9 protein-coding genes are annotated in these 14,419 nt (G+C 46.3%); 1 reads left to right on the forward strand and 8 read right to left on the reverse strand.

Annotation, left to right across the window (positions count from 1 at the left end):
* Positions 1 to 13: 13 nt before the first annotated feature.
* The 7 genes from ACFOEE_RS01990 to ACFOEE_RS02020 all read right to left on the reverse strand — a co-directional run bounded on the left by ACFOEE_RS01990 (position 14) and on the right by ACFOEE_RS02020 (position 11,423).
* Positions 14 to 853 carry a CsiV family protein gene (locus ACFOEE_RS01990; protein ID WP_377120392.1) on the reverse strand — a complete coding sequence of 280 codons (840 nt, stop codon included), beginning with the start codon at positions 851 to 853 and terminating at the stop codon, positions 14 to 16.
* Positions 853 to 4,323, reverse strand: a complete 3,471-nt coding sequence (gene mfd / locus ACFOEE_RS01995) for a transcription-repair coupling factor (RefSeq protein WP_377120394.1) — start codon at positions 4,321 to 4,323, stop codon at positions 853 to 855. Before mfd ends, ACFOEE_RS01990 begins: the two co-directional genes overlap by 1 nt.
* A gap of 19 nt (positions 4,324 to 4,342) precedes the next feature.
* On the reverse strand, positions 4,343 to 5,233 hold the full coding sequence (locus tag ACFOEE_RS02000) for a carbon-nitrogen hydrolase (protein ID WP_377120396.1): 891 nt from the start codon (positions 5,231 to 5,233) through the stop codon (positions 4,343 to 4,345).
* Positions 5,234 to 5,241: 8 nt separating this feature from the next.
* A complete protein-coding gene (locus tag ACFOEE_RS02005) occupies positions 5,242 to 6,279 on the reverse strand; it encodes an agmatine deiminase family protein (protein ID WP_377120398.1) in 1,038 nt (345 codons plus the stop codon).
* A gap of 54 nt (positions 6,280 to 6,333) precedes the next feature.
* Positions 6,334 to 6,924, reverse strand: coding sequence for a PilZ domain-containing protein (locus tag ACFOEE_RS02010; RefSeq protein WP_377120400.1), 591 nt, complete (start codon positions 6,922 to 6,924; stop codon positions 6,334 to 6,336).
* Between the two features lie 140 nt (positions 6,925 to 7,064).
* The gene (locus ACFOEE_RS02015) at positions 7,065 to 10,238 is read right to left on the reverse strand and encodes an efflux RND transporter permease subunit (RefSeq protein ID WP_377120402.1); all 3,174 of its coding nucleotides are present in this window, start codon (positions 10,236 to 10,238) and stop codon (positions 7,065 to 7,067) included.
* Between the two features lie 6 nt (positions 10,239 to 10,244).
* Positions 10,245 to 11,423 (reverse strand): efflux RND transporter periplasmic adaptor subunit, encoded by a 1,179-nt coding sequence (locus tag ACFOEE_RS02020; RefSeq protein ID WP_377120404.1) that lies wholly within the window; start codon positions 11,421 to 11,423, stop codon positions 10,245 to 10,247.
* A gap of 472 nt (positions 11,424 to 11,895) precedes the next feature.
* Here ACFOEE_RS02020 and ACFOEE_RS02025 point away from each other — a divergent pair, with 472 nt between their 5' ends.
* Positions 11,896 to 12,498 carry a TetR/AcrR family transcriptional regulator gene (locus tag ACFOEE_RS02025; protein ID WP_377120406.1) on the forward strand — a complete coding sequence of 201 codons (603 nt, stop codon included), beginning with the start codon at positions 11,896 to 11,898 and terminating at the stop codon, positions 12,496 to 12,498.
* Here the strand turns inward: ACFOEE_RS02025 and ACFOEE_RS02030 are convergent.
* Complete coding sequence (locus tag ACFOEE_RS02030) at positions 12,482 to 14,323, reverse strand: ABC transporter ATP-binding protein (protein ID WP_377120408.1); 1,842 nt, start codon at positions 14,321 to 14,323, stop codon at positions 12,482 to 12,484. The two genes, ACFOEE_RS02025 and ACFOEE_RS02030, sit on opposite strands and share 17 nt — an antisense overlap.
* Between the last annotated feature and the right edge of the window lie 96 nt (positions 14,324 to 14,419).

Here is a 14,419-nt window from a genome sequence, read left to right on the forward strand (position 1 = left end):
CATTAATTGGAAATTAATGCTGGTACTTTCTTATTTGAATTATCATGCCCATCTTGGGATGGTCGAGATAATGGATATCGCCGCTGTAGACTCGCGTAAACTGCGAAAAGCGCGCGCTTTCAAGCCCACCGTCAAGATTATAGTAGCGATAATCAAAATCGGTGGTAATAAACAAATAATGGCGGACATGGATTTTCATCAGTCCTTGCAATTGCCATAGATCGGGTTCTGGCTGTTGCAGCACCCCAAACTCAGGTTGTAATAAGCTTTGATAGCCCGCATTTGCTACGCGATTACTGACCGCTTCGTAACTACTTGGTGCCGCAAAACGCTTACCAGCATAGATAACCATATTCGGTGCTCGGCGCTCACTTTGCTCTGGAAAACGCCAACCTGTATGTAGCATAGGCTTAAGCCCTTTACGACGCAATTTAGTGACCACGTCTTGCATCTGCAGCTGGCTGCTATCGAGCAAGTAAATTGCATCGGTATGTTCTTGCGGCTCTGCGGCAGGGGACAATGGCAGCGGATCGTAACTATCGAGATAATTAAAGTTATCTGGGCAATAGCGTGACACATTGCTTGCACTCAGCAATTGCTCGGCCAGTGGTGCTAAAGGAAATTCTCGCTTACCATTTAAGCATTCTTTTTGGCCGTAGAGATTGAAACCATCGGTTAGTAAATCGCGTTGATTTTTACCTTTGAGCTCGGCATGAGAGAGCGAGAAATCTTCGCGAAGTTGAGGATTGGGTTGTTGCTCAAAAGCGATAAACTCGACTTCAAACCAGCGCTCAGCATGACTCAATGATGAAAATAGTAATACAGGCAGAAGCAGCATTGCCTTTAGTTTCATTACGCAACCGCCTTTTTCTGGAAATCATGCAACATAGCGCTAATCATTTTGATTCTTTCATTGCCGTTATTGGCTTCGATGGTGAACTTAAGTTTATTCGCACCATCCATTTTGTAGATTTTCGGTGCACTTTGTATCAAACCGATAATGAACATTGGGTTAACCTTGGTTTGCGAGGTAAATTCAAAGTAGCCGCCTTTGGGATTTGCTTCAACGCGGCTAATGCCAATATCTTGAGCTTGGTTTTTTAACGCTTGAATAGCGAACAGGTGCTTAGTCGCATCGGGTAACAAGCCGAAGCGGTCAATCAACTCTACTTGTAACTCATCAAGTTGCTCTTGATCTTTACAGCTTGCAATGCGTTTGTAGAGGCTAAGGCGGGTATTTACGTCAGGAATATAGCTATCTGGTAACAATGCAGGAACTTTTAAGTCAACTTCGGTTTGTTGTTGTAAGAGGTTTTCAAGGGTTGGCTCTTTACCTTCTTTTAGGGCATTGACTGCTTGTTCTAACATTTCCATGTAGAGCGTAAAACCAATGGTTTGAATTTGTCCGCTTTGGTCATCACCAAGTAATTCACCGGCACCACGGATCTCTAAATCGTGCGTCGCAAGCGCAAAACCAGCACCCAAGTCTTCCAACGATTCAATTGCCTGCAAACGTTTTACGGCGTCAGGAGTAAGCGCATTGGTCGGCTTGGTGAGGAGATAAGCATACGCTTGGTGGTGGCTACGACCAACTCGGCCACGTAACTGGTGCATTTGCGCAAGGCCAAGCTTGTCGGCACGGTCCATAATAATGGTGTTAGCCGTTGGTACGTCGATACCCGTTTCGATGATAGTGGTACACACCAGTACGTTATATTTCTGGTGGTAGAAATCCGCCATGATAGATTCGAGTTCTTTCTCGCGCATTTGACCATGCGCCACGGTGACAGTGGCTTCTGGTACCAAATCGACCACATCTGCGGCTACTTTCTCTATGGTTTCAACATTGTTATGTAAGAAATACACTTGGCCACCACGTTTAATTTCACGCAAAATGGCTTCGCGGATAAGTTCATCTTCACGTTCACGAACAAAGGTTTTCACCGCCAGACGCTTCGCAGGAGGAGTGGCGATAATCGACAAATCGCGCATGCCACTCATGGCCATATTGAGCGTTCTTGGGATTGGCGTGGCGGTTAGGGTGAGAATATCGACATCGGCGCGCAGCTGTTTGATTTTCTCTTTTTGTCTTACACCAAAACGGTGCTCTTCATCCACAATCAAAAGACCCAGATCGGCGAACTTAATGTCTTCTTGCAGCAATTTGTGGGTGCCAATGACAATGTCCAGTTTACCTGCTTCCAGTTTAGCTAACGCATCTTTTTGTTCTTTTGTGCTATTAAAACGCGATAACACGCCGACTTCGACAGGCAAATCAGCAAATCTATCTTTGAAGTTTTCATAATGTTGCTGCGCTAGCAGAGTGGTTGGCACCAATACTGCGACTTGCTTACCATCGTTTACTGCGGCAAAAGCGGCGCGCATTGCGACTTCGGTTTTACCAAAACCAACATCGCCGCAGACTAAACGGTCCATTGCTTGCGCACTTTGCATATCTGCCAGTACAGCTTCAATCGCATTGCGTTGGTCATCTGTTTCTTCAAACGGGAAGCTTTCTGAGAACTCGCGATAAGATTTGCCATCAAGCTTAAAGGCATAGCCCGGTTTACTCTGACGCTTAGCATAGATATCGAGAAGTTCAGCGGCGACATCGCGGACTTTTTCCGCGGCGCGACGTTTGGCTTTTTCCCACACGTCAGAGCCGAGTTTATGCAGCGGTGCTGAGGCTTCTTCGCCACCTGAATAGCGGCTAAGTAAGTGCAAGGATGCGACTGGTACGTACAGTTTGGCTTCGTTGGCGTACACTATGGTCACAAACTCTGTAGCAATGCCATTAGCTTCAATGGTTTGTAGCCCTAAATAGCGACCAACCCCATGATCTAAATGGACAATCGGCTGGCCTTCTTTGAGCTCAGCAAGGTTACGAATAAGCGCATCTTGACCTTGGTCGTGTTTGTGTTTACGGCGTCGGCGTTGGGAGATTTTAACCCCGAGCAGCTCTTGCTCAGTAATAACGGCAAGCGCAGGAGAGCCGGCTAAAAATACACTTTGCTCAAGTGGGCTAACGACTATGCCAACATCGCTTTTGGCCTTGATAAAGTCGTCAAAATGATCAAACTGCTTGGCTTTGAGTCCAGTTGGCTTCAATAAAGTTAACAGCGATTCGCGTCGCCCATCTGACTCCACTGAAAACAGTACTTTACCTTGTTGGCCTTTTTGCTCGCTGACAAACTTGAGCAACGCAGCATAAGGGTCAGCTTGTTTGTGATCAATTCGTACTTCACTGAGTAATTCAGCATCCAAATTCACATGCCCAGCTCGGGTGCCTAAAGCGGCAGCAGATAAGCGAATGCGGGCAAAACGTGCTAGCTCAGCAAACAACTGTTCAACCGGCAAATACAAGCTTGCTGGCGCAAGTAACGGGCGCAGCGGGTCAACGCGACGGTTTTCATAACGTTTATTGACGTCTAACCAAAACTGCTGTGCGGCATGTTCGACATCGCCTAAATGAAAGAAAGTGGTGTTGTCCGGTAGGTAATCAAATACCGTAGCGGTTTGCTCAAAAAAGAGTGGAAAGTAATATTCAATGCCGGCCGGTAAACTGCCTTTACTCACCTGCATGTAGATTGAGTCGCTTTCACTGCTGGCGCCAAATTGGCTGCGATATTGGATGCGAAAACGCTCAATATCCGGCTGTCCTGTTGGAAACTCGTGCGCTGGGAGGAGAACAATGGCGTCGATCTTGTCTTCTGAACGCTGGGTTTCGGGGTCAAATATTCGAATGCTGTCCAGCTCATCATCAAAAAAATCGAGACGAAAGGGGGTAGAGCTGCCCATTGGGAACAAATCTATAATTGATCCGCGCACTGCGAACTCGCCGTGTTCTATGACTTGCTGCACATTGCGGTAGCCAGCGTCAGTTAATGCGGCTTTCAACTCGTCTAAATTAACTTGTTCACCGCTTTTGAACTGAAGTGCTGTACCGTGAATAAAGGACTTTGGCGCGGTGCGCAGCATTAAAGTTGCAGCCGGGATAATGAGCACACTGTGCTGTTGCTTTTTCAGCGCGTTAAGTGTGGCTAAACGCTGTGAAATAATATCCTGATGAGGCGAAAAATGGTCATACGGTAACGTCTCCCAGTCTGGAAACACCATCACAGGAGACGTCAGTAGGTATTGCAGTTCGGTTTCTAGGCGCAGAGCAGATGGCGTGTCTGGTGTGACAATGACCACTAAATCAGCATGCTGTTTAATCGCAGCAGCGAGCGCAATGCTCATACCACTGCCAACGAGTTGGCCCCAGTGAATTTTGTCGCTATCAGACTTTACCCAAGGAAGAGATTGCCAGTGCGCCCTTGCCATGTACTGCTCCTAGTTATAATTAATCGCGGTAAATTTTTAATAGATCTTGATAATGGTCGATACGGCGGTCGCGTAAATATGGCCAAATACGGCGCACAGATTCGCTGCGAGTTTGGTCAATATCAACCACCATGACTTGCTCGTCTGTTTCTGAGCCGTGCGCTAAGAACTCACCTTGCGGCCCTGCCACAAACGAATTGCCCCAAAACAGAATGCCTTCGCTGCTGCCACTGGGATCTGCTTCATGACCAACGCGGTTAACGCTGATTACCGGCACGCCATTAGAAACGGCATGAGCGCGCTGGGCGATGATCCATGCATCACGTTGACGAATTTGCTCGTCACGTTCATCAGTTGGATCCCAGCCAATGGCGGTAGGATAAATGAGTAGCTCAGCACCTGCCATCGCCATAAGACGCGCAGCCTCAGGGAACCATTGATCCCAACAGACTAAAACGCCAATTTTGCCAATCGAGGTTTGAATTGGCGTAAAACCAAGGTCGCCGGGGGTGAAATAAAACTTCTCATAAAACCCGGGGTCGTCCGGAATGTGCATCTTACGGTATTTACCCGCTATGCTACCGTCAGTGTCAAATACCACGGCGGTATTGTGGTACAAACCGGTTGCGCGTTTTTCAAATAACGACGACACAATGACAATACCAAGTTCTTTGGCAAGCGCACCAAGCGCATCAGTAGTAGGGCCCGGAATGGTTTCTGCCAAATCGAACAAATCGGTGTTTTCAGTTTGGCAAAAATACAGGCTGCGATGCAATTCTTGCAGAGCGACGAGTTTTGCGCCTTGTGCGGCTGCATCACGAATACCTTGTACGGTTTTGGCAAAGTTAGCGGCCAGATCATGGCTATTGCTATGTTGTACTAGGCCAACTTTTAAAATCTGAGATGTCATTGGGTGTCCTACTTTAAAAATCCACGTGGTAACTGCATGGTGATACAGTGCAAGCTGCCAAACTGATGAATAATGGGCGTACAGTTGATGCCAATTACAGTCCGGTCTGGATAGGCAAGTTGAATTTGCGCTAGTGCTTGCGCGTCATTTTCGTCAGCGTATACAGGTACGAGCACGGTTTTATTTAAGATCAAGTAATTAGCATAGGTTGCAGGTAAGCGATAACCGTCTTTATCACAAATCGCTTTGGGCCAAGGTAAGGCAACTAATCGATATGGCTCGCCTTGTGCGGTGGTAAAGCTTTGGAGCTGTGCAGCCATAGCTGAAAGGGCACTAAAGTGCTCATCTTGTTCGTCATCACACTCGACATACACTAAGGTGTTGTTCGGGGCGAAGCGCACTAAAGTGTCGATGTGACTGTCGGTATCGTCACCGGCTAAATAGCCATGATCTACCCATAAGAAATCTTTCACCCCTAATTCTTTTTGCAACAATTGCTCAATTTCAAGCTGCGAATAGTCTGGGTTACGATTTGGGTTGAGTAAGCATTCGCGGGTGGCGAGTAAAGTACCGTGCTCGTTGATTTCAACGCCACCGCCTTCAAGCACAAAGTTAAGTGGATGATACTGGGCCTTTGGCGCAGCAAGTTGCTTAACTACTTGAGCGTTAATCGCGTTGTCCATTGAGGCGTCGAACTTATTGCCCCAGCCGTTAAAAATAAAGTCTTTAATGGCTAATTCGCCTTGCTCATTGGCACAGGTTAAAGGGCCATGGTCGCGAGCCCAAGTGTCATCGCAATTTGCCAGTGCAAATTGCACTTGCATGAGATCTACGTCAGCTTGAATTAATTGCTGGGTAATGTGATTTTTGACGTCGTCATTGTGGGCGACGATCACCACTTTTTGGACTTGGCTAATTTGTTGGCATAAAGTGACATATACAGGTTCAACATCATCTAAAATGTCAGCCCAGTCGGTGTCTTTATGCGGCCAAGTTAACATGATGGCATCTTGTTCTGCCCATTCAGGTAATAATCTAAATGTCATGAGAGTTTACAAATCATCAAACAAGCCATTAGTTTATCATTGAATGCAGGGGTGTCAGCTGTTTTGTGGATCTTTCTTGTCTAATTGGCGCTTTTTTAGTTGTCGCGTTTGGGCATGCAGACTGGCGCGGACAACCAATTCCTGATCAGATTCGCGAATTCGCGCAAACACTAAGGTATGTTGTGTGCCTTGATCTTTGGTGGTCGTGGCAATGACTTCGGTGAAGCAAAAAATGGCGCTGGCTTCGTGTTGTAAAAACAATTTAGTACGAAAATACTGCCCAATAGGATAGGCGGTTGGTAAGGTTACACGAAGTCCACCGCCGCCATAGCTATCACAATATTCAGCGTCTTCTTCCGGGGTTTCCGTGGCGAGAATATGGCTCATGATCAAATCAATCTTGCGGGATTGTGCTTGTAAATAGGTTGCCAGCTCTTCGGCCACGTCGCCAAGGTTACGTAATGGTCGCAGCACACTGACACTGAGCTCATTAACCTCATTGGCTAAGCGAAACAGCGGTGGGATAGAGAGCTCTAGCTTATCTTGATCAATTGGTACTTCTGTGAAACTGACCGGATATAAGTTGACTCGGTTGGCTTCATCCACCTGAAAGAATGCTTCAAACTGCTCTTGCTTGTTACTCATGGTACTGCTCTTGTTGGCGCTTTTCTTAATCATAACGGTAGTTTAGCAAAAACTCCACTTTAGCTATTCGGAGCAACAGTTTACAGTAATAAAAAGCGCCGCTAGTGCGGCGCTTTACAAAGGTAATGTTGCATAAAAGGTTAAGCTAACCCTTCATCCGTATCGACATGTTCTTTCTTGTGATGTTCAGCAATTTCAGCTGCAATCTCATCACGCGAGCGTTTCTCACCGACACGACGTGCCATCAACCAAAAGAAGAACAATGGCACAAAAAATACCGCTAGGAAGGTTGCGGCCATCATTCCGCCCATGACTCCCGTACCGACTGAGAGACGTGCCCCAGCACCGGCGCCACTACTCATAACCAACGGTACAACCCCTAAAATAAAGGCCAGTGAAGTCATAATGATAGGGCGAAAACGTAAGCGAGCTGCTTCAAGTGCTGCGGCACTTGCGCTCCAACCTTCTTGATACTTCATTAGCGCGTATTCAACAATCAAGATGGCGTTTTTACTGGCCAAACCAAGCAAGGTCACTAAACCGATTTGGAAATACACGTCGTTTGTCATTCCGGTGATCCATACCGAAACCAGCGCACCGAAAGTACCAAATGGCAATGCCAGTAGCACTGACACAGGCAATGACCAGCGCTCGTACAAAGCTGCAAGGATAAGGAATACCATTACCACCGCAAGACCAAGCGCAAGGCCGGTTGTACCTGAGCTGCGTTTTTCTTGGAAGGCGGAGCCTGTCCAGTCATAACCCATATCTGGTGGCAATACTGCTTTGGCAATTCGCTCCATTTCAGCAATCGCTTGCCCTGAACTGTATCCTGGCGCGGCATTACCAATCAGCTTGACTGCCGAGAGGTTATTGTAGCGGCTTAAACTTTCAGGTCCGCGGCTATATTCGATTTTGGTGAAGGCTGAAATCGGTACCATTTCACCACGATTACTTTTCACGTAAATACGACCAACATCTTCTGGCTTCATGCGATATTCGGCATCAGCTGAGACGATTACTTGCCACACTCGGCCAAATTTATTGAAGTCGTTGACATAGTAATTACCTAGATTCGCTGCTAGTGCGTTAAAGGCTGAATTGATATTAACCCCCATAGCATGCGCCTGCTCGCGATCCATTTCAACTTTCAGCTGTGGCGCATCTGGGCGCCATAACGTTTGTAAGCCGTCGATAATTGGACTCTTTTGCGCTTCAGCCATCATCAAATTCATGCCGTGTTTGAGCTTATCTACACCACCATCGCCTTTATTTTGCACAAAAATCTCAAAACCACCCGTGTTACCTAAACCCATAATGGCTGGGGGGTTAAAGGCTAATACTAAGGCTTCGTTGATATGCGCGGTTTTCATATACAGCTCACCAACGAGAGATTTCACATCAATCTCTCGGTCGTCCCAGTGGGTTTGTGTGACGAAGATGGTTGCCGCACTGGCTTTATAACCATTACCGATAAAATCAAAACCGGTAAAGGCCACCACGTTTTCGTTAGCAGGGTTAGACTGGATAGCCTCGACAACTTGTTTTACCACTTCATTAGTACGTTCAAGTGATGAGCCATCAGGTAAGAATACAGCACTGATGTAATAGCCTTGGTCTTCATCTGGCACTAATGAGTTTGGCGTGAGTTTCCATAAAAACAATGTCGCGCTAACCATAACGAGCATAAGTGTCAGACCAACCAAGCCACGGCGGACCATAAAGCTGACTGTGCTGACATAACGTCCTGTTACACGTTTGAACCATTCATTGAACCACAAAAAGAATTTAGCCGTTTGCTTGTGCTCAGGGCGTAAAATCGCGACACATAATGCAGGTGTCATAGTCAGTGCAACAATGCCTGATAAACTCACAGAGATAGAGATAGTGATAGCAAATTGGCGGAATAGTTCACCAGTAAGACCGCCCAAGAATGCAATTGGCACGAACACTGAGCATAGCACTAACACAATCGCAACCACTGGTCCGCTCACTTCCTGCATCGCTTTGATAGCCGCATCGCGAGGTGAAAGGTGTTGCTCATGCATAATACGCTCGACGTTTTCAAGTACTACGATGGCATCATCGACCACGATACCAATGGATAACACCATACCAAACAAGGTAAGGGTATTAATTGAATAGCCAAGCATATATAAGCCAGCAAAGGTGCCAAGCAGTGACACTGGTACTGCCAAAGAGGGGATCAAAGTGGCGCGCCAGTTTTGTAGGAACAAGTAAACCACAAGGAATACCAGTACCATAGCCTCAACGAGCGTTTTTAAAACTTCACGAATAGACACTTCAACAAAGCGTGTCGTGTCATACGGAATTGAGTTGGCAAGCCCTTCAGGGAAGGCTTCTTTCAGTTCGTTAACTGTTGCTTCAACCTCATTCGCTACATCCAACGCATTGGCACCGGGTTGCAAGAAAATACCGAGAAGTACGGCTTCTTTGCCATTAATGGTACCGGCAAAGTTGTAGTCTTTTGAACCAAGTTCTACGCGCGCAATATCTTTTAAGCGCAAGGTAGAACCATCTTGGTTGGCACGAATAATAACGTTCGCGAACTCTTCTGGTGTTGATAAGCGGCCTTTTGCCGTAACGCTATAAACTAACTCTTGTGGATTATTGCCAATCGGTGTAGCGCCAATAGTCCCAGCTGCATATTGTGAGTTTTGTTCGCGAATGGCTGCTGTCACTTCTTCAACCGTCACGGCAAGTTGGCTCATCACATCGGGACGCAGCCAAATTCGCATGGCGTAGTCTTTGGCACCAAAGATCTGCACGTTAGTAGTACCAGGAATACGCTTGATGCGGTCAAGGATATTCATGGTCACGTAGTTAGAGGTCCATAAACTTGAACGTGAGTTATCAGGTGAATAAAACGCATGGACCTGTAAAAAGCTCGAAGAGCCTTTTGCAACAACGACACCTTGGCGGCGGGTTTCTTCAGGTAAACGTGCTTCAACTTGCTTGACGCGATTGTTAACATCTACCGCGGCTTGGTCAACATCAGTTCCAATTTCAAAGGTCACGGCGATAGAAGTCACACCAGAGCTGGTGCTGGTCGACTCCATATACATCATCCCTTCAACACCAGTAATTGTGTTTTCTAGCGGTGCAGCAACAGTTTGTTCAAGCACATCAGCAGAAGCGCCAGGATAAACCGCAGTCACTTGGACTACGGGAGGCGCAATCTCGGGATATTGGGCGATAGGTAAACTGCGCATTGCAGCCAGACCTGCCAGCACCATCACGATAGAAATGACGAATGCGAAAATTGGTCGGTCAATAAAATATCTCGAAAACATCGTGTCTTAAGCTCCTTGATTAGACACTTGCACAGGCATACCAGGGAAGAAGATCCGCGCCATACCTTCAACAATAACAGGTTGTCCGTCTTTTAAGCCTGATTTGATAACCCAAGCATTCTCGCCATTTAATTGTACCCACTCGCCAACTTCAACAGGCGCGGGGAGCGCTACTGTCATGCCTTGCTCGTTTTGGGCCGCCACATAGACAAATTTGCCTGTGCCGTTGTCCAATACTGCACGCTGTGGCACGACAATGGCGTTATTACGAACAGCGCCTTCTAAACGCACTCGTACGAATTGACCAGGGCGTAGCTCGCCATTTGGATTGTCAATGGTGGCTTGTAGTTCGCTGGTGCCAGTATAACGATTGACGCGTACATCGCTAAAGTTCACTTTACCCTCTTGCCCATACAAGCTGCCGTTTTGCATCACAAGATGCACGCTGAATTGCTGTCCAGTAGGTAATTGTAAGTCACCACGTTCTACTTCTTGGCGCATATCTAACTGTTCACGCTCGGAAAAGCCGAAGCGAACTCGCATGGTTTTGGTTTCTGTTAGTTCAGTTAAAAGTACGCTTGGTCCTTGTACGTAACTGCCTTCGGAAACAAATTCGCGACCAACAATACCTGATACAGGTGCTTTCACATGGGCATATTCGAGGTCAAGTTCAGCGTTTTGCAACGCGACTTTGGCCGAAGCGAGGTTAGCAATGGCAATGTCGTACGCCGAACTTGCGTTGTCATAGTCACGCTTTGACACAGAACGTTCGTTCTTAAGTGCTTCTAGACGGTCGCGTTCGCGTTTAGCTTGCTCTACGCTTGCTTTTGCCGCCTGTAATTGCGCTTGTGCTTTTTCTACTTCAAGTTTAAATGGTGCGAGATCTAACGTGAATAAAGAATGGCCTTGCTGAATTTGCTGGCCCTCTTCAAAGTTACGAGACTCGATAATGCCAGCGACACGAGCACGCACTTCAACTTCTTTATTACCTGATAGGGTAGCTGGCAATTCAATTGTAAATGGCACCGAAGTGCGAGATACAGCCTGGGTTTGTACTTGAGCAGGAGGCATACCGCCATGCCCACCAGCGTTGGCTGCGTCGTCTTGACAGGCAGTGAGTAAACTAGTAGCTGATGCTATAACAGAAACAGCTAACACACGACGTTTTGTTTTTGTGAAGTACATGAACACTCCAATTCATTGTAATTTACACTTCACCTTTATCTATCCACCGATGTCTTCAAGCTTCAGACTGTAACATGTGCCACAAAAGGGGCTGAATTCTGAACTTGAGCGGTGTCTAGTTAAAAGGTTTTGGTTATTGCGTGAACTTTAATTTTTGCACTATATGCATTGATCGGCTGACTATCACACTCATGTAAACAAGTTAATAATGAGAAGATGATATAAAGTTAGCGTAATCCATGGCAAAGTACAGATCATTCGTACGTTATCAGTTTGCACCTGAATAAACGTAAGACGCATTCAATTTACTGCTTACCTAATATAGGTCAGACTTTTGCGTTGTGCTGGATAAATAAGCAGGTAAACGCTAGTGTATACTTTTGCCTTTTAAAGGTAAACGATGCCGTGTACTTTTTTTTAGGCAAAAATTTCATTAAAATATCATTTACTTTTACGCTCGATCTAACGGTCCATGACAGAATTATCCCCAAAACAGCAAGCTATATTGTGCGCTGCAATTAATCACTTTGGCCAATATGGACTGGCTGCGACAACCATGGAAGGAATATGCGCTACCGCGCAAGTGTCAAAGCGTACTTTGTACAAACACTATTCTACCAAAGACGAGCTGTTTGGCGCCGTGGTTGATAAACTTATAGAACGTATTCAACCGCTAACGACAATCCAATTTATCCCAAATTACGACTTCAAAGTGCAGCTCCAGCATTTAGCGCGTAGCGCCGTAGAATTACTCAATGATGAAGACTACCTCACTTTATCACGCATTGTGATGATAGAGTCGTTACGCAGTAAATCTCAGGCTGAGCGTTTAGCTGAGCGTTTTGTAAACTGTGAATGCGCACTAGTGCAATGGTTTGAGGATGCCGCCAAAGCTGGCTGCTTAGGGCAGTTTCCAGCAGATATTGCTGCTGCGTTTTTCTGGGGCGGTCTTAAAAAACTAACCTATTGGGAACAAGTGCTGAAATGGCGCCCAGCACTGGATGAGCAGGCACTGGACGAATTACTAGACCAGACCTGCCGTTTGTTCTGCTTAGGTGTTACTCCACGCCAATAAATCCACCGGTTTGGTGCGCCCACAGCTTCGCGTAAATACCACCAAGTGCCAGTAGCTCATGGTGAGTGCCTTGCTCAACAATATGGCCTTCGTCCATGACGATTAGGCGATCCATTTTTGCAATCGTCGACAATCGGTGTGCTATTGCAATCACTGTTTTGCCTGCCATGAGATCTTCTAGGCTATCTTGAATTGCTGCTTCCACTTCAGAGTCGAGCGCTGAGGTTGCTTCATCTAAAATCAGGATTGGTGCGTTTTTCAATAACACCCGTGCAATAGCAATACGTTGGCGCTGACCACCAGAAAGCTTTACGCCGCGCTCACCTACTTGGGCATCAAGACCAACATTGCCAGCTTTATCTTCCAGCTCTTGAATAAACTCAAAGGCTTGTGCCTTTCTGGCCGCTTGTAAAATCTCTGCTTCTGTAGCATCTGGGCGACCATAAAGAATATTATCGCGCACACTGCGGTGCAGCAGAGATGTATCTTGTGTCACCATAGCTATGTGTTGACGTAAACTTTCTTGCTGTACATCCGCGATATTCTGCCCATCTATGGTGATTTCGCCTTGGTCTAAATCGTAAAAGCGCAGCAGAAGATTAACTAAGGTTGACTTACCCGCACCAGAGCGGCCAACCACGCCAATTTTCTCACCAGGTTTGATATCTAGATTAAGCTGTTTGATAACGGCACGATGATGGTTATCTTTGCGCTTGTATGCAAAATCAATGGAATTGAAACTGATCTGACCTTGTGTGAACTCTAGTTTGCCAGCATTTGGCTTGTCTTGAATTTCTAACGGTTGCGACAACGTGTTCATACCGTCAGCAACCGTACCAATATTTTCAAAGAGGCCACTGACTTCCCACATGATCCACTGCGCCATCCCGTTTAAGCGTAATGCTAGGCTGATGGTAATGGCGATTGCGCCTGCGGTAATGGCGTTAAATGACCACAAGTAAATAGCGCAGGCCGCAACAGAAAATACCAGTAAATAGTTGATAGCTTGGATACTGACGTTTAAACCCGTCGCCAGACGCATTTGCTGGTACACAGGTTTAATAAATACTTCCATGCTTTCACGGGCGTAAGATTCTTCGCGTTGGGTATGGGAAAACAGCTTTACGGTAGAAATATTGGTATAACTATCGACAATACGGCCAGTCATCTCTGAACGAGCGTCCGCTTGGGCACTAGAAACCCGTTTTAATTTAGGCACAAAGTAAAATTGCAGCCCAATATAGCAGCCTAACCACACCACTAACGGGATCATCAAACGAACATCAGAACTGGCAACTAAAGCGAGCATAGCGCCAAAATAAACTAAAATATAAACCAATACGTCGAGCAGTTTCATTACCGACTCGCGCACCGCCAACGCGGTTTGCATTACTTTGGTGGCAATACGGCCGGCAAATTCGTCCTGATAAAACGCCATGCTTTGCTTAAGTAAATAGCGATGGGCCTGCCAACGGATAGACATGGGATAGTTGCCAAGTAAACTTTGGTGCAATAAGGAGGAATGAAATAGCACCAAAACTGGCAACGCTATTAACGTCACAACAGCCATGGAAATCAACTCTTGGCGTTTTTCGACAAATAATGCGTCAGGTGAATAGTGAGATAACCAATCCACTAAATCGCCCATAAAACTAAAGAGAGTCACTTCTAATATGGCTAAAGCCGCTGCACTTAACGACATGAGCAGCAACGGAAGTTCCATTCCGCGGGTGTAATAGCGGCAAAACGCGAATAAGCCCTGAGGCGGTTGTGACGCAGATTGGGCAGGAAACGGCTGTGTGAGTTTTTCAAACCACGAATACATATCAACTTACCTTGTTTATCTTAGCCTGACCGATATTACACCATAGACTGTATTAATATACAGTTATTTGTGAAAATTAAATAAGCTTAGGTGGCG

The organism is Pseudoalteromonas fenneropenaei (assembly GCF_042643375.1).
Lineage (GTDB): Bacteria > Pseudomonadota > Gammaproteobacteria > Enterobacterales > Alteromonadaceae > Pseudoalteromonas > Pseudoalteromonas fenneropenaei.